The organism is Marinobacterium iners (assembly GCF_017310015.1).
Classification (GTDB): Bacteria; Pseudomonadota; Gammaproteobacteria; order Pseudomonadales; family Balneatricaceae; genus Marinobacterium; species Marinobacterium iners.
The window spans coordinates 2,428,400-2,444,859 of record NZ_CP022297.1 but is presented as its reverse complement, the minus strand read 5'-3'; the positions used below and the strand labels follow the sequence as shown (position 1 = coordinate 2,444,859).

17 protein-coding genes and 1 pseudogene are annotated in these 16,460 nt (G+C 46.4%); 9 read left to right on the top strand and 9 right to left on the bottom strand.

Going from position 1 to position 16,460, the window contains the following annotated elements:
• Nucleotides 1-45 precede the first annotated feature (45 nt).
• On the top strand, nucleotides 46-1,437 hold the full coding sequence (gene ppnN / locus CFI10_RS11825) for a nucleotide 5'-monophosphate nucleosidase PpnN (protein ID WP_091823687.1): 1,392 nt from the start codon (nucleotides 46-48) through the stop codon (nucleotides 1,435-1,437).
• Here ppnN and CFI10_RS11820 read toward each other — a convergent pair whose 3' ends face one another.
• Complete coding sequence (locus CFI10_RS11820) at nucleotides 1,438-3,801, bottom strand: proline dehydrogenase family protein (RefSeq protein ID WP_206834669.1); 2,364 nt, start codon at nucleotides 3,799-3,801, stop codon at nucleotides 1,438-1,440.
• Between the two features lie 156 nt (nucleotides 3,802-3,957).
• On the opposite strand from CFI10_RS11820, the gene CFI10_RS11815 reads away from it, so the two are divergent.
• The 5 genes and pseudogenes from CFI10_RS11815 to CFI10_RS11795 all read left to right on the top strand — a co-directional run.
• Nucleotides 3,958-4,893, top strand: a complete 936-nt coding sequence (locus CFI10_RS11815) for a M23 family metallopeptidase (RefSeq protein ID WP_091823681.1) — start codon at nucleotides 3,958-3,960, stop codon at nucleotides 4,891-4,893.
• The gene (locus CFI10_RS11810; protein WP_206834668.1) at nucleotides 4,842-5,309 is read left to right on the top strand and encodes a bactofilin family protein; all 468 of its coding nucleotides are present in this window, start codon (nucleotides 4,842-4,844) and stop codon (nucleotides 5,307-5,309) included. Before CFI10_RS11815 ends, CFI10_RS11810 begins: the two co-directional genes overlap by 52 nt.
• A gap of 3 nt (nucleotides 5,310-5,312) precedes the next feature.
• Entirely contained in the window at nucleotides 5,313-6,101 is a 789-nt protein-coding gene (locus CFI10_RS11805; protein WP_091823675.1) for a class II glutamine amidotransferase, read from the top strand.
• Complete coding sequence (locus CFI10_RS11800; protein WP_206834667.1) at nucleotides 6,101-7,759, top strand: AMP-binding protein; 1,659 nt, start codon at nucleotides 6,101-6,103, stop codon at nucleotides 7,757-7,759. Before CFI10_RS11805 ends, CFI10_RS11800 begins: the two co-directional genes overlap by 1 nt.
• A 34-nt stretch (nucleotides 7,760-7,793) precedes the next feature.
• Nucleotides 7,794-8,858: pseudogene (locus tag CFI10_RS11795) on the top strand (DEAD/DEAH box helicase); the annotation flags it as partial.
• Nucleotides 8,859-9,008: 150 nt separating this feature from the next.
• On the opposite strand, the gene CFI10_RS11790 reads toward CFI10_RS11795, so the two are convergent.
• A complete protein-coding gene (locus CFI10_RS11790; RefSeq protein WP_206834665.1) occupies nucleotides 9,009-9,410 on the bottom strand; it encodes an HAD domain-containing protein in 402 nt (133 codons plus the stop codon).
• 79 nt (nucleotides 9,411-9,489) lie between these two features.
• Here CFI10_RS11790 and CFI10_RS11785 point away from each other — a divergent pair, with 79 nt between their 5' ends.
• Entirely contained in the window at nucleotides 9,490-10,215 is a 726-nt protein-coding gene (locus CFI10_RS11785) for a hypothetical protein (protein WP_206834664.1), read from the top strand.
• A 49-nt stretch (nucleotides 10,216-10,264) separates the two neighbouring features.
• On the opposite strand, the gene CFI10_RS11780 is transcribed toward CFI10_RS11785, so the two are convergent.
• Nucleotides 10,265-11,404: a zincin-like metallopeptidase domain-containing protein gene (locus tag CFI10_RS11780; protein WP_206834662.1), complete on the bottom strand. Its 1,140-nt coding sequence runs from the start codon at nucleotides 11,402-11,404 to the stop codon at nucleotides 10,265-10,267.
• 150 nt (nucleotides 11,405-11,554) lie between these two features.
• On the opposite strand from CFI10_RS11780, the gene CFI10_RS11775 reads away from it, so the two are divergent.
• Nucleotides 11,555-12,052 (top strand): hypothetical protein, encoded by a 498-nt coding sequence (locus tag CFI10_RS11775; RefSeq protein WP_206834660.1) that lies wholly within the window; start codon nucleotides 11,555-11,557, stop codon nucleotides 12,050-12,052.
• A 44-nt stretch (nucleotides 12,053-12,096) separates the two neighbouring features.
• On the opposite strand, the gene CFI10_RS11770 is transcribed toward CFI10_RS11775, so the two are convergent.
• The 5 genes from CFI10_RS11770 to CFI10_RS11750 form a co-directional block, all read right to left on the bottom strand.
• Entirely contained in the window at nucleotides 12,097-12,576 is a 480-nt protein-coding gene (locus tag CFI10_RS11770) for a hypothetical protein (protein ID WP_206834658.1), read from the bottom strand.
• 61 nt (nucleotides 12,577-12,637) lie between these two features.
• Nucleotides 12,638-13,411 (bottom strand): DNA-methyltransferase, encoded by a 774-nt coding sequence (locus CFI10_RS11765; RefSeq protein ID WP_206834656.1) that lies wholly within the window; start codon nucleotides 13,409-13,411, stop codon nucleotides 12,638-12,640.
• Between the two features lie 62 nt (nucleotides 13,412-13,473).
• On the bottom strand, nucleotides 13,474-14,262 hold the full coding sequence (locus CFI10_RS11760) for a DNA-methyltransferase (RefSeq protein ID WP_206834654.1): 789 nt from the start codon (nucleotides 14,260-14,262) through the stop codon (nucleotides 13,474-13,476).
• A gap of 76 nt (nucleotides 14,263-14,338) precedes the next feature.
• Nucleotides 14,339-14,827: a hypothetical protein gene (locus CFI10_RS11755; RefSeq protein WP_206834652.1), complete on the bottom strand. Its 489-nt coding sequence runs from the start codon at nucleotides 14,825-14,827 to the stop codon at nucleotides 14,339-14,341.
• 76 nt (nucleotides 14,828-14,903) lie between these two features.
• On the bottom strand, nucleotides 14,904-15,638 hold the full coding sequence (locus tag CFI10_RS11750; RefSeq protein ID WP_206834649.1) for a hypothetical protein: 735 nt from the start codon (nucleotides 15,636-15,638) through the stop codon (nucleotides 14,904-14,906).
• 246 nt (nucleotides 15,639-15,884) lie between these two features.
• Between CFI10_RS11750 and CFI10_RS11745 the strand changes: the two genes are divergently transcribed.
• Nucleotides 15,885-16,088: a hypothetical protein gene (locus CFI10_RS11745; protein WP_206834647.1), complete on the top strand. Its 204-nt coding sequence runs from the start codon at nucleotides 15,885-15,887 to the stop codon at nucleotides 16,086-16,088.
• Here CFI10_RS11745 and CFI10_RS11740 read toward each other — a convergent pair.
• Complete coding sequence (locus tag CFI10_RS11740; protein ID WP_206834645.1) at nucleotides 16,081-16,425, bottom strand: hypothetical protein; 345 nt, start codon at nucleotides 16,423-16,425, stop codon at nucleotides 16,081-16,083. The genes CFI10_RS11745 and CFI10_RS11740 overlap by 8 nt on opposite strands.
• Nucleotides 16,426-16,460: the final 35 nt, after the last annotated feature.

Here is a 16,460-nt window from a genome sequence, read left to right as displayed (position 1 = left end):
CAGGTATCGGCGTGTGTCAAAGCAGTAGCGAACAAGGAGGTCAGTATGATGACCGAGCACTACATTACCTCCAGCGTAACACCGCTGGACAATCTCGATGTTCTTTCACCTTATGAAGTGGCCCGACTGCAGGACAAAAGCCAGGGCGGTCTGTACAACCTGTTTCGTCAGTGTGCACTGGCGGTCTTGAACTGTGGCAGCGAAATGGACAGTACCCGTTTGGTGCTGAATCGCTTTCGCGAGTTCGATGTACAGATCAGTCAGAAGCACCGAGGGGTACAACTGGATCTGATCAATGCACCAGCCGCAGCGTTTGTCGATGGTGAGCTGATTCAGGGGATTCACGAGCACCTGTTTGCGGTGCTGCGTGACCTGCTATATGTCAGTGACAAAATTGATGGCTGCTGCGAGGGGCTGGACCTGTCCGGTACCATCTCCAATCAGGTATTCAACACCCTGCGTCATGCCAATGCTCTGCGGCCCCATGTGAAGCCGAACATGGTGGTATGCTGGGGCGGACATTCGATCAATCAGGTTGAATATGACTATACCAAGCGGGTGGGCTACGAGATGGGCCTGCGCGGCATGAATATCTGTACCGGCTGTGGTCCGGGAGCCATGAAGGGGCCGATGAAGGGCGCCACGATTGCTCATGCCAAGCAGCGTATCCACGATGGCCGTTATGTGGGTATCTCGGAGCCAGGCATTATTGCGGCTGAGTCTCCCAATCCGATTGTTAACGAGCTGATCATCATGCCTGATATCGAGCGTCGACTGGAAGCGTTCGTACGGCTTGGGCACGGTTTTGTCGTATTCCCCGGGGGGGTTGGTACAGCAGAAGAGATTTTGTACATCCTTGGCATTTTGCTGCAGCAGGATAATACAGAACAGCCATTCCCGCTGATCTTTACCGGTCCCGCTGGCAGCGAGGCCTACTTTGAAACCGTGGATCGCTTTATCCGCAATACGCTGGGTGAGCGTGCCGCCAGCTGCTATGAAATCGTTGTGGATGATGCGTATGAGGTGGCGGAGCGGATGCGGGTGGGACTGGAAGCCGTGACTTCATATCGAAAGGCGACCGGAGAGGCGTACCATTTCAACTGGCAGCTGCATATCCCGTTGTCGCTGCAGCAGACTTTCGAGCCGACACACGCCAACATGCGCGGGCTTAACCTGTCTCGTCGGCAGGAGGATCATGAGCTGGCAGCCCAGTTGCGTTGTGCGCTGTCCGGCATTGTGGCTGGTAACGTCAAGGAGCCGGGTATTCGAGCCATTGAGCAACATGGGCCGTTCGAGCTGCACGGCGAACCTGAGGTGATCGAGGCGCTGGATGAGTTGCTGGAATCCTTCGTTTCACAGCGCCGCATGAAGATTAATCATGACGATTACCAGCCCTGCTTCCGGCTGGCACGAAACAATCGTGCCTCGGCCGGTTGATCAGAGCTGGCGCGAGATGGTGCGTTCACGCACAAATGATGTGATGTAATTGGGGCCGCCATAGAGCGGCCCGGTACCTGATGTGCCTGCCCCGCCGGCAGGTCTTACTCCGGCTGACAGGTCGGCCAGGCTGCGGTTGATCATCAGGCTGCCGGCCTGCAGCTGTTGTCGCACCCGAGCGATCAGTGCTTCATCATGGGTGTGAATGCCGAATGCCTGCCCCTGGCAGTAACGGTTGATTTCGTCGATCACACGCTGCAGGTTTTCCCGGTTGTAACGGATGAGGTGCAGTATGGGGCCATTTACACAGTCTTGCAGCTCATCCAGGGTGTACAGTCGCAGCAGCGTTGGGGGTACAAAAAAGCCATTGTCATGGCGGTCGTCCAGTGGCAGTTGTGCCAGCAAGCGATCACGCACACGCAGTCGCTCAATGTGGTGATAGACCCGGTCCATCTGATGACGGCTGACCAGTGGGCCAATATCGGTGTCAGGTTGTGCCGGATCGCCCAGGTGCAAAAGCTGCAGGCTGCTGATCAGTTGGGCTTCCAGCTGGTCGGCTATCGACTCTTCAATATAAAGCATGCCCAGTGAGGCGCGTCGCTGGCCGGCAAAACTGAAGGCACTGTGCAGTAGTTCGCGCACTTCACGGTTGTCCAGTGGTCGGTCAACCAGCTGAGTACCGGGTAGGCTGCTGTGAGTCAGTGGCGGTACCAGCGAAGCCCCTGAGCGGTTGCTGATCATTGCATTCAGAGCTGTGGCTTCACTGGCATCACCAAAAAACACGGCACCTGCCAGCCGGTAGTCTTCAGCCATCCAGGCCGAAACCCGTTCGGTAGGGCCTGGCAGCAGCGCGACAAGCGACTCAGGCAGACCGGTTTCCAGCAGCAGTTCGATCAGTCGAGTCGCGCTGAAAGCCGTGGCGCTGCCTGTATTGACCAAAACGGCATTGCCGCTAACCAGAATGGCCGCAAGTTGACCCACAAGAGTGGCCAGTGGGTCATTGTCATCCGTGATGCAAATGTAGACACCGCGGCCGTGCAGTTCCAGCTGGTTCACCTCACCGGGCAGACCGTGCAGGGGGCGTGTCTGCAGCTGTGTTCGAGCCTGAGCACTATAGTAGTAGCACAGGTTGATGGCGGTACGCAGATCACCCAGTACATCATTCAGCACAAGCCCTGATTCGCGAACACACAATGTGGCCAGTGTATTCAGTTCCTGTTGTAACCGCTGCCCCCAGCGTAGAATCAGATCAGCGCGGTGAGAGACGTGAACGTCATTCCAGCCGGGCTGTGCTTCCACGGCCAGCTGAAATGCTTCACGCACCTGCGCTTCGGTACAATCGCAAACCTCGCCGATCATGTCTTCAACATGAGCAGGGTTAAAGCGTTCTCTGGCCAGCGTATCGGTGCAGCTCTCGCCTGCGATCAGAGGGCAGGCAACCCATCTTTCCCGTTGAACACGCTGCAATGCGTCCTGCAGTGCCTGTTCAATCAACCATTGGCCGCGTATGGGGCCGGTGGCGTTCAGTCTGGCCGGCAAGTAGATGTCGGTTGGTGGTAACGGAGCTGAATAGTGATCAGGAAAAGGGCGGGATTTGGCGAGCCGGGTACGCAGGCAGGTGTTATTGGTACTGTGCAGGAAAGTGTCGCACAGCTCAAATGCGATGTCGCAGTGTGCAGGGTCGGTCATGACCGGATATTCAGGGTAGCCGAGGTGTTGGGCGTTACTGATTTCCGAGGTCTCCGGTGCACCAGTCAGCAGCAGGACCGGAATGTTAAGCTTGAACGCACGCCCCAAGTGTTCCAGATATCCCAGGGTTGGAAGTGCGCGTTTTGATGCTGTCGGAAGGCAGATACCAAAATGGTTCCAGCCTTCCAGACCCGGCAGGGCAAGGGTACTGGTAAAAATGCCCAGTGTAAGTTCGAGAGCCTCTTCCGAAGGGGAGAGTAACAGCACTTCGCGTCCCTGCTCGCGTGCAGCCAAGGCAATTACCTGTAGCCGTTTGCTGATTCCCTCGCTGATTCGCTCGCGCAGAAGCGGCTCGAAACGAGGGTGCAGATCAGCAGGATTAATGATCAGCGGGGTGTTCCGCGGTGTTGGCGAGTTCAGATATTGGTTGAAGCGCTGATTGGATTCTTCAATACTCAGCGGCGGTGGCAGTCGTGTCGGCAGACAGATATCCGTCTGGATTTGTTCTTGCCTGCACCTGGGTTGCCATACTTCCGGAGTCAGGTTTTTCAACTCCTGCCAGGCACTGACCAATAGCTGGTCAGGGACCGTAAAGTATTGGCTTACACCTCGTTGCAGCTGGGCTCGACTCAACAGCCTGAATTCATCCGAAATATAGAGTGCCAGCGGTAACATCCATCTACTCCGCACAATGAGTGGTCGTGACCCAGTCTACCTTAAAAAACGCTCCAGCAACTCCCTTTTGCCAGTGGCGTTGATCAGGGTCGTGTTACTGGTGGCGTGGGGGTACTCGGGTTATAGTAGCTGGATTTGAGCGTATGAGTATCCCGTTTGCGACGTAAGCTGATTCTGACACTGACCACCGTGCGTGGCTCCCGGCAGTATTCCCTTCACCGGGTATTGGGCTATTTGATGCTGATGTTCCTGCTGGTGTCAGCGCTGAGCTTTTTTGTATCCAATTGGTTATTGATGAAGACCCACGACAATCTGACGGATCTGGAACGTGACCATCAAAGCTTGAACGAGCAGTATGAAATGTTACTGGGTACCCAGCAGCTCTACATATCCGAGCTGGGGGAGTTGGGTGCAACCCTGTCCAGTCTGTCAGAAGAACGTGAGCAACTCGCGTTGGAAAATCATCAATTCAGTACTGCTCTGGATGATCTGGAATCGATGCTGGGGCTTTTGGCTGAAGACAGCGCTGCCGATAATGCTGAGCAAAGGCTGGAACTCGCTCGGCTGGCCGCTCGTCAGCGTCTGTTCCTGCTGCACAGTATTCCCAACGGGGTGCCGATCCAGGCGGAGCAGGTGAATGACAGCTACGGCATGCGTTTCCATCCAGTGCTCAAAACCCGCAAAATGCACAATGGTACTGACTTTAAGGCTGACACAGGCACACCCGTGTATGCCACAGCAGATGGTGTGGTTGAGTATGCCGGCTATCGCAAGGGCAGCGGCTTTGGCAATCTGATCATTCTGCAGCATAATTTCGGTTTTAAGACCTATTATGCCCACCTGCACAAGGTGCAGGTCAAAAGCGGCAGCTTTGTCTACAAGGGGCAGCAGATCGGACTGAGTGGCAACACCGGTCGCTCCACCGGTGCTCATTTACACTACGAGGTTCGACATCTGTATCGGCCTCTGAACCCGGAGCCCTTTGTACAGTGGGGGCTGGATAATTTCGACTCCCTGTTCAGTCGTGTCGAGGAGGTACCTTGGGAATCATTAAACGCGATGTATCCGCTAAATCAGGTCGGTCTGCAGTAACCATCATCGCTCAGGGCAATCACTTCAAGGGTGATACCCAGGTATCCGGCAAGATGCATGTGGATGGCCTGTTTGAGGGCAGTGTTGATTCGTCCGAGGATATCTCTATCGGGCGCCATGGCTGTGTTCGTGGCCGTATCAAGGCACGTAACGTAACAGTCAGTGGTGTATTGGAAGGTGAACTGATCTGCGATCAGCTGCATATCGAGCGTGGCGGGCAGGTACGCGCCACCGTCTACAGTGATAATCTGAGCATTGACCCACAGGGTTGCTTTGTCGGCGAGCGCCGGCTTCAGGTTACGCCACAGCTGGAATATCACCCTGAAGAGGCAGTGCGTGAACACAGTGGCAGCATCGACTACAGTCTGATCGACTCGCTGCCGGACCGTATTACCCTCAGTGCCAAGGGAAGCTAGGCCATGTGCGAATTGCTTGGCATGAGTGCCAATGTGCCGACGGATATCTGTTTCAGCTTTACTGGTCTGATGCAGCGCGGTGGTCGCACCGGTCCGCATCGGGATGGTTGGGGTATCGCCTTTTATGAGGGCAAGGGGCTGCGCTGCTTTCATGATCCCAAGCCCAGTGCAGACTCGCGCATTGCGAATCTGGTCGCGGACTACTCGATCAAGAGCAGGGTGGTGATCAGCCATATTCGTCAGGCCAATGTCGGCCAGGTTTGCCTGGAAAATACCCACCCGTTCAGTCGTGAACTGTGGGGCTATAGCTGGACCTATGCCCATAACGGTCAGCTTGACCCGAACCTGTTCGACTGGCCATTGAAGTTCTATCATCCGGTGGGTACCACCGACAGCGAATATGCCTTCTGCTGGCTGTTGGATCAGATCCGTAACCGCTACCCCGAACGTCCAACTGACCTGCATGAGCTGGAGCGCTTTATTCACCAGTGCTGTGAGAGGCTGCGCGGGCTGGGCGTGTTCAACATGCTGTTGAGTGAGTCTACCCATTTGTTCTGTTATTGCAGTACCAAGCTGGCCTGGATTACACGGCGGGCACCTTTTGGCGAGGCTCGGCTGAAAGATTGCGAGATGAGCGTGGACTTTGGCGCTGAAACAACACCGAATGACGTGGTTACTGTCATTGCCACCGAACCGCTCACGGATAACGAACAGTGGCAGCGACTGCAGGCGGGTGAGCTGGTTGTATTCAATGACGGCGAAGTTGTATGTGATTTGTCGGAGGCGTCCTGATGCAGGCGCCCGGGCCGCAGTTCGACAGTCTGTCCGACATGCTCCAGTTGCTGGCGCGCCGTTTTGATGAACGTCCGGCCTTTGGGCATATGGGAGCCAGTATCAGCTTTGCTGATCTGGATCGCCTGTCACGCCGCTTTGCCGCCTGGGTGCAGCATGAAACCGATTTGCAGCCGGGCGACCGAATCGCATTACAACTCCCCAACCTGATGCAATATCCAGTGGTGTTGTTTGGGGCTCGCCGGGCTGGGCTGGTGGTGGTGAATACCAATCCCCTTTACTGCTGTGAAGAGCTGTGTCAGCACTTGAAAGACTCGGGTGCGCGTGCGCTGGTTGCCTTTGCGCCGCTGCAGGCGCAGGTGTGTCAACAGCTTGCCGGCACCGAAATCGAATATCTGGTTACCACCGAGCTGGGTGATCTGCATCCTCTGCGTAAGCGCTGGGTGCTGAATCTGGCCGCCCGCTTTAAACGAGGCGGTGCGACACAGTTGCTCCAGCCGGTACCTCAATTATCAGGTATACAATGCATGCGCTTGACCCAAGTGATGCAAAAGGGCGGCGGCTTGATTTGGCAGCCGCCGGAGCGGTTCGGCCAACAGGAGTCATTGGCATTGCTGCAGTACACCGGTGGAACGACAGGGCCTGCCAAGGGTGCCATGCTGAGTGAAAAGGCACTGCTGGCGAATCTGGCCCAGATTCGTGCCTTGCTTGACCACTATTGTGAGCCGGGTCAGGAAAAACTGCTGCAACCCTTGCCGCTGTATCATATCTACTCGTTCATGTTGACGCTGGTCATGTTGAGCATTGGCAGCTGTATTGAGCTGGTACCGGACCCGCGTCGTATCCGGACTCTGGTCAAGTGCTGGGATCGTTTCGATCCGACTGTAGTGGCCGGAATCAACCCTCTGTTCATCTTTCTGTGTCAGCAACCGGAGTTTCAGCGCCTGGACTTTGGTCGCTTGAAGTTGACCATTTCAGGCGGTATGGCGCTCACCCAATCGGTCGCACAACGCTGGCAGCAAGTGACGGGCAACGCTATTTGTGAAGGTTACGGCCTGACCGAGTGTTCACCGGTGGTGAGTGTGAACCGGCCCGATGATATTCATCTGGGCAGTGTCGGTTGTCCGTTGCCGGATACAGAGGTTCGTATCATTGGTGAGCAGGACCAGAGATTGCCCGATGGCGAGGTTGGTTCCATTTTCGTGCGCGGGCCACAATTGATGCAGGGCTATTGGCATCAGCATGGCGAAACACAGCAGGCCTTTCATGAAGGCTGGCTGGATACAGGGGATATCGGTCTGATCGATACACAGGGTTATCTGCGTATCATTGACCGTCGCAAGGAGGTGATCAATGTATCAGGCTTCAAAGTGTATCCCAGTGAGCTGGAAGATATTATTGCGTGCCACCCGGATATTCTGGAATGCGCTGTGATAGGGCTACCGGACAGCTGCAGTGGTGAGCAGATCAAGCTTTACGTGGTGCCTGCCAGTCAACAACTGACCATCAAGGCAGTACGCGACTATTGCCGTGAACGGCTGACACCCTATAAGGTGCCGCGCTTGGTAGAGTTCTGCCAGCAGTTGCCGCGTACCTCGATCGGCAAGGTTTCGCGACGTGCGTTGCGCGAGCAGGCGCTGGGGCGCCGTACTCTCTGAACACATTCATTTACCCGCAACAGGTTGTATCGGTTTGTCTGACTCCATTATTAGCTTGAAACAGAGGCTGCAGCAGGTTCGCCTCGCGGACCGCTTCCGTTTGCAGCGAGATCTCAACCGTTTGCAGCGTAATACTCAAACGCCGGACCCGGATCGTCTGCAACGCCTGAATGAACAGATTGACGCTTCAGTGGCTCAGGTCGAACGTTTGAAAGCCCTGCCTGCAAAGCCTGAATACCCTGATCTGCCGGTATCGGAGCGTCGAGAGGAACTGCTCAAGGCCATTGCTGAGCACCAGGTGGTTGTAATCGCTGGCGAGACTGGTTCCGGAAAGACCACCCAGATACCCAAGCTCTGCCTTGAGCTGGGACTGGGTTGCCGCGGCCTGATCGGCCACACCCAGCCACGCCGATTGGCGGCGCGTACCGTTGCTGCTCGTATTGCCGAAGAACTGAAAACTTCGCTGGGCGAGCGTGTGGGGTATCAGGTGCGGTTCCATGATCAGGTAAGCGACAATACCCAGATCAAGCTGATGACCGACGGTATTCTGCTTGCTGAAACCCAGCATGATCGTTTTCTTGATAAGTACGAAGTATTGATTATCGATGAAGCCCATGAGCGCAGTCTCAACATCGATTTTCTGCTTGGTTACGTCAAGCGTCTGTTGCCGCGGCGACCTGACCTCAAGCTCATTATCACCTCAGCCACCATTGATCTGGAGCGTTTCTCAAAGCACTTTGATGATGCACCAGTGATCGAAGTATCCGGTCGCACCTATCCTGTTGATGTTCTTTACCGCCCGTTGCATGAAATGGAGGGTGAGGATGAGAAGGCGTTGGACCTGCAGCAGGGAATTCTGGCAGCGGTGGATGAGCTGGTCGAAATTGATCGCGCCAAGCGAAATGGAGGCCCCGGTGATATTCTGGTATTTCTGCCGGGTGAGCGTGAAATTCGTGAAACCGCCGACCTGTTGCGTAAGGCTCAACTGCGTGACACTGAAATCATTCCACTCTATGCGCGTTTGTCACTCGCGGAACAAAACAGGGTGTTTCATGGCGGTCGGGCTGCGGGGCGCCGCATTGTACTTTCGACAAATGTAGGGGGATCAAAAAAGCCAAAAATGGTTCTTCGTAAAAAACGAAAGAAAACAAAGGGTTAGAACGAACTTTTACGAAAAGAGAATTTTTCGTGATTGAAAGAAAAATGAGTGTCTGAAAATGGTTCCAAGGGTTAGACCCCTGTTGTGAGCTTACAGGAGCCTCTTCAGGCACTCATTGAAGTCCTCGTTGGTGAACCTTCCACCTTCCACCAAAACGAGCTTGTGAGCCGTTCTAGGATACTCATAAGCTCTATCGTCAATGGCTATCCAGTCATCTACTTCGTGTTGCTTGAGATAGTCCAGAACTTCCAGTTCCTTGCAGTGTTCGGCGGCTGGGGCATGGATGTCCGGTGTTGCACCAATCACCATGCCATTGAGCATTGAGTTGAAAAACTCAGTCCCCTTCAAGAGTTTCCAGTTAGAAGCAATAACAATTCTGCTATTTGTTCTAACGCATAAATCAATAATTAACATAATAGAATCAGAAAACCATTCTGAATGATTTGTCGGATTCTTAATAATTCCATCAATGTCTAAAAATATTATTTTCATATATATAATATATATAGTGTTGACATATTATAATGATATGCTAATTTTAAAAAAAGAACAATAAAAATATAGAGGAAATATGAATAAAAAAATTAAATCAATAATAGCAACAGCAGCTTTAACAGTATCAGCAATAACTTCAGCAGAATATGTATTTAAAGCAAATATACCGGCAGATACATTAACATCAAATAGCACTCAACCTAGTTATTCTTTGTTTTATGCTCCTTATGGTGGTATGGGTGATGCTGGTATAAATTGGAATATAACAAATAACAATGCAGTAAGTTATCAGTATTATCCAATGCAAGCATTAGTTTTCTTGGATAGTGGTAATGTTGAAATCACCACTCCGAATGGTCAGTTCAATTACAATGTAACTGATTTTAATAACATGGTGTTTAGTGAATTGGCACTTTCAGGAAGCGTAACTACAAATACTGGGAATTTGAATATATATGATATATTTCTTGGTGAAGTAGAACAGGTTAATGGTTTGAACTATGGTGTATATCGTATGAATGGATCTGTAGGTTTGAACATTATTTTAGATGATCCTTCTAATGTATTAAGTTCAGATACTAATATAATGTTTACAGCTTCAATGGACAATGGACAAGAGGTTTGGTCTGTAGAAGTGGTGCCAGCAACAGGTTCTTCAACTTATGTTCAACACAATGCAGGTTCGAGAGAATTTAATTTTTCAAGTACATACGGCTTCAAAGTTGTCGTACCGAACGGTTTTTCTATAACGAATACTGGAAATCCTATAGAAAGTGAGAATTTTAGAATTCGTAGATTATAATAAATAAAATAAAGTGATAAAAAAGACAGCCTAAGCTGTCTTTAATTTTTTATGGTCTGGCTCTTCTTCTTGAGCGATTCTGTTCTTTCTTTTCTTCAACGAACTCTGAAACATTCTCAAGTTTGTTTTTCATGTAAAGCTCATATTTTTCCATTGTGTATTCAAAAGCTTTATATGCTTCAAATGCCGCTTTCTTGAGCTTGTAAGCATTCTTGTCCTCGCCTAACCAGCCTTTTACATAATTAGCATGTTCTGGAAGTGAATTGACACCAAAGCTTCTACAAACAAGCATTGCATGAATTTCAGCTACAGCCTCTTCATATCCTCTTTCATTGCTGTAGTTGTAAAGAGAAGAACGATTCAACCTGTCTTTGTGTCCTGTAGCATGTCCAAGCTCATGAGCGGCCACTGAAAGCATTTTTCTATGAGATTTGAATCTGTCTTCAGCTCCAAGTCCAATGAAGTCAGAATGGCCGTAATGAGCTGTTTCAATAGCATCTGAAAAACTATATGGAATTCCTGAACTCTCCAACAAATCAATTGCATGTTGTCTTAGCTGAAGGTCTACTTCTTCTGGAGACATTTTCTTATCTAATAAAGCTTCAGCTTGAGCAAAGATAGGGTATTGAGCTTTCACTTGCTCTGGAAAGTAGAGGTGATTCACACTCCAGATTGCATGTTTCGTATGAACTGGAATCTCTTCTAATTTTAATTCCTTGATTTCTTCTCTTGTTGGTTCATAGCGAGTCTTGTTCTTACCATCTACAACTTCAACTCTCTTGAAGAATTTATCACCTTCTTTGTAAGACTTCTTGGAGAAGATAACGAAAGCATCTGACTTTTTACCTTTTAAAGGTCTTTCAGGATCGATGCCTTGTGCTTCAACTTCTTCTTTAGAAATGATTCCGTCTTTTAACCAGCTTTTAAACATATCTGAATATTCATTGAAAGTAACAAAGGCTGGTATCTTCATTGAATCGTCTTTCTGCTGAAGCCCTATCAACATGATTGTATTAGCATAACTGTAAGGCTTGCCAGTTGTAAGCTTGATAGGAATTCTATTGAGCTTAGTTGAATGCATGTAGCTCAAATCGGCTGATTCATTATTGTTTGTAATTAAATCAGCTATTTCTTCTATTAGAATCTGGTTAGCAGATTTTTTATCTTTATTTTGTTTCTTATAACTCATCCTTATTCCGGTTGTTTCTATAAATATTATAGCGTGAACAAGGAAATATCCAAATATTTTAATACTTGATCAATGCTCTAATGATGATAGGATTAAATTATACGATATATATTGTATATTTAATGTAAAAAAACAAAAGAAGAGGAATTTATGAAAAAAATAATATTAATTTTAATGGCAATGATTTCAGTGAGTGCATATGCAGAAGAATCAATTGTAGAGAACTATTCGTTTAAGGCTAATGAATTTGTTGGAACACCAGAAATGATGTTCGAGAAGGGGACAATCGCCTTTACCAATTTAGACATAAAAACAACTGGCTTTGCGAAGAGTCTTCACCAGTTGAATATATTGCCATTGCTTTACAACAAGGATAATCAAGCGGTTCATCTCTACACATGGACTAACAAAGTTCCAGCTAAAAGAATCTACAAAGATAGAGTTGAGTTTTGTGATAAAGAATCAAATATTGAGAAGTGCGACTTCAGAATAGGAAAGCTGTTCTTTGACTTTATCAACGAGAATGAAGGAATTATGTATTACAGCTACATGAAGCCTGATAGGTATGCTTACTTCTATTTTGATAAAGAATTGAAACTTGAAACGAGAAGTGAATATTTAAACAGGATTAAAGATTCATTGCTGTAATTGAAAGCCGAAATATAAAAAAGACAACTTAAAGTTGTCTTTTTTCATGCTGCTTTAGATTTAAAATTCTTAATGAATGACTCTGAGTAGTATCTGTAAAACTTCCCATCAATTCGTGCTTCACAATAATCACCAGAAAAACAAAGATAGTCACCTTCCATAGCTTCTTGAAGGTCTTCAAAAGATAGATCTTCAATATCCATAACAACTTTCAAGCCATTATGATAAATCAGCTTCTTATCAGCTCCAGAATCGGTCTGTAGAAGCTTTTCATCTATCTCCAGCTCTATGTTACTGACTTCTTGAAACTCTATCCCTGTAGCCGCTCCATCCTCATCTTGCCATGTTACAAGCACTGAGAGAGGAGAGAAGAAGAAGCATGTATCGCCTCTACGACTGCCGTTCTCGAACTGAAGATAAGACAACTCCAACTCTACAAAGTAACCCTGAATGTTCTCATAAGTGCCTTTGTAACCAATACTTTCTGAATCGTTATGAATTATGAATTTATAAAATGTGTTCATTTTTTCTCCTTTTATGTAAATTCTGGTTGAGCATGGCTAGTGCCAGTGCTCTTTTTTAGCTTTAAGCTGCTTCTAATTGATTTGATACAAAATTACATGGTTGATGATCATTATCATATAGAGTTGATACTGAATTAATTCTGTCTTCAGCAACTTCAAAAAATGACTCATCCTTTTCAATACCAATGAACCAGCGATCTAAGAGTATTGAAGCTACACCGGCTGAACCAGAACCCATAAATGGATCTAGCACTATTTCTTCTGACTTACTTGAGTTATCAATTAGCAATTTCAAAAGTTCTAAAGGCTTTTCTGTTGGGTGTTGCTTATGTCCTCTCTTAATATTGTTTATCTCAATAATAGACTTGGTTCCCATATTGTTAATGCTTTTGGCTTTACCTTTACGAAACATAACTATGAATTCAGAGTTTTTAAGGTAATAGCGATTTGGTGTATGTGTATCTTTTTTCCAAATTAAAATATTTTGAATTTTAAAACCAGCTTTAGTCCCTTCATTAAGAATCTCTTGCATATTTCTATCATTGACCATGATGTAGCAATGAGATTGATCTTTCAAAACTCTAAATACTTCTGGAACCCAGTCGCTGAACTTAATTTCATTGTGTTTAAAAAGTTTTCCATTCTTAGAATGCTCTTGAGTTAAGGAGTTTCTTTTGCTTAAAAATCCACCACACTCAGTTCCATTTTTGATTTTAGAACAACCCCCTTTAGTGATTTTGTAAGGTGGATCAGTAACCACTAAATCAATACTATTGTCAGGAATGTCTTTAAAAGCCACGATGCAATCATTGTTAATCAAAGAATATTTAATCATTCATTATCTCCTATTATGTGATCTGGTTGAGCATGGCTAGTGCCAATACTCTTTTTTTAGCTTTAAGCTGCTATAGGTGCGTTTGTCTTAAGTATTGAATCTTTAATTCTTGATTTAGAAATATCGTAAAAAAAACTATCGATCTCTATACCAACGAATTTACGATTAAGATTCAAAGCAGCTACGCCGGTTGAACCAGACCCCATAAAAGGATCTAAAATGACTTCTCCTTCACGACTACAGTTTCGAACTAGCTTTTCAAGCAAATCAATTGGCTTAATGGTTGGGTGTCCATAAAACTTTTTATCTCTGATATTTATCGGTGCTTGATATAGTGTTTTTGCATCCTCATAGCTTTGCGGATTGCAATAACCTTTCTTTCTGGCATAAAAACAGTATTCAGTATCACTAAGCATTTTGTTTTTGAAAGTTGGAACAGCATTTGTTTTAACCCATTTGATAAGGTCAAAACTACAACCGTGCTTAGTTACAAAATAATCCATGTAGAATGGTAGCTGTGCCTTATTGCAGAAGAGCATAATATTTATGTTCTTGCAGACTCTTACCATCTCATCAAGAATCTCAGTATTAAAACCATTAACTAGATTCATTGATACAAGTTGATCATTAACTGTTTGGAATGACTTATTGAACTTGCTGTTTCCACCAGCCTTTGTGTTTTTAATGTCATATGGTGGGTCAGTGAGGATTAAATCGACACTGTTAGATTTCATGTCTCTAAGAATGTTCAGGCAGTCATTGTTGAACAGGTAGTATCCTGAATCAATTGAGATAGTGCTTGTAGATTTTACATTTTCTTCTTCATTAAAATTCTCTGTTTTATTGTTCATGAATTATCCTTATAGTATTTTTCTTTTGAACAAGAGTGACCCATTCACACTTGCTCGGTAACGCACCTCGTAATCTTTATGCAGCTACTGACTGCTGAAGTTCCGCTTCGATCTGGTGATATGAATGACTATCGACCAACGAATAGCTCTGGCCGTGGTAGTGCAAAGAAATATGATTCTTTGAATAGGCCAAAAGGAATTCAGTATCTGCCTGAGCAGGAGAAATGTTTTTTGAATGGAGAACTTGAAGTTCTTCAGCCCCTCGAATGATTGTCTTCTTCGAGAGCTTTGAACTCTTGAGAATAGCTCTATAAGTGCGAGTGTTCTGCTGTTCCTCATTAACAATGAAGAACTGTTTAAAGACGGCTTCTCGTCCTTGAGAAAAGGAGTGTATTACTTCGTATTGAGATACAAAGAATGATTCATAACCAAGTTCAGCATAATGCTCGAATAGAGCAACGGTGCAATCAAGCTGGTTATCGTAATCTTCTTCAGTCCAAATTGGATATGTTTCTTGTTTTACGATTTTTTCATTTTTAATAGAAATCTCTCTAATCGGGTTCATGGATTATCCTTATAGTATTTTTCTTTTGAACAAGAGTGACCCATTCACACTTGCTCGGTAACGCACCTCCATAGCTTCAAGAGCTAATTGAAGTTAATGTTTTAAAACTTAATTTACACAAATTCCAAAGTGTTATTTCTTCATTGTAGAGTCCATATTTTTTAATAATTGGTATTTCTAAAAAATGTCGTCCTGTATTCGAGAAAATCAATTTATGATTCTTCTCAACAAATAGACCGTCACCTTCAACCACTTCAATGAATGGTAAGGAAATGTTTTTATTATCTTTTTTGGCTACAGCCATATGAGAAGCAATGATCTGAATAACCGAAATCTTCGCGGCCAACTCATCCAGCTCGACCAAAATGAAATAGTGCTGACTGTAGGTATCCAACGAATCATGCTCTATTGCCTGTTCCAGAGCTTTTTTCATTGTGATGAGCGGTATTGCAGCAGTGCCACAAGACGTATCAGCAAAAGAGCGAGGAGTGTTGTAATCAGGCTCCAACATGCTCTGTAAGCTAAAAATCAAAGATTCAGGTGTATTGTGTTGTGCCAGACTGGAATCATTCAGGAAAAGTGAGTCCCTGAGCTGTCCAAGACTATCTGAAAAGGGGGTAACAGATACGACTTGCCAATAAGCTTCAGCGAACTCGTTTACTGGTTCAAAAAGGGGTAAATATTTATCTGGAATAGAGCTTGTTAAAGCTATGGAATACAAGCTTTCAACAAATGCAGAAAAGAAGGTTTCTGGCTTGAGAGAGTAGCGATTTGTGATCTGTTCAAAAGTCTTTTTTAGTTCGTTGTTCATTCCTGTTTCCTATGAAGATGGGCGAATCATACCAATATTCATAAGTCAAGTCAATATATAAATTATTTTAAGAATATAAAAAACGACTAAATATCAATGATTTGAAAGCCTTTTCGGTGAGTGAAAACTTCCATAACATGATGATTTTGATCGTTTTTTTCTGGAAATGACTGAAGAGATAGAATTGGTGAAAAATGTTGAAAAATGATGCTAGGATCGCCCTGAAACAAGCTGTGAGGCGATTTTATGGATAGGGTTGTTTACTTCTTTGAGGACGGTTCAAAGAGGGTTGAGAGGGTCACTGAGAAGGACTGGCTAGAAGAGATCCAGAGTGAGATAGCTTGTATGAAAAACATAGCCTCTGTAGATGCTGCTGTAGCTGAGTTCAACAGCACCTTACAGAAGCTTCAAGCGGGTCATAGAGTGGCCTATCTCCGTTCTATCAAGTGAAAGCAAGGGCAAAGCCGTTCTCCGGTTCACATGGCTTACTGAACAACTCCTGTAGTGAGTTGTATAGCTCATAGCAATCTGAATCCATAACACCAAAACCAAGCTCCAGCTTCGCCTTGCTGACCTTCAGACTCCAGTTCCTGTCAAAGACTTCTACAGTCATGCCCTGCTCGATGTAGTCTTTAATCTCATCTACAACCGGCTGAACCTGCTCCATTAGATAGAGCTTCTGAGACTTTACCTTCCCTGCCTTCCAGATTCTCAATGTAAAGCTGGTATGAGTCGCATGGCGGTAGTTGAGAAGGTCTTCAAATTCTTCCATTTCATTAATAAACATAATGGCGGGCCTTGAATTAATTAAGCATTATGATA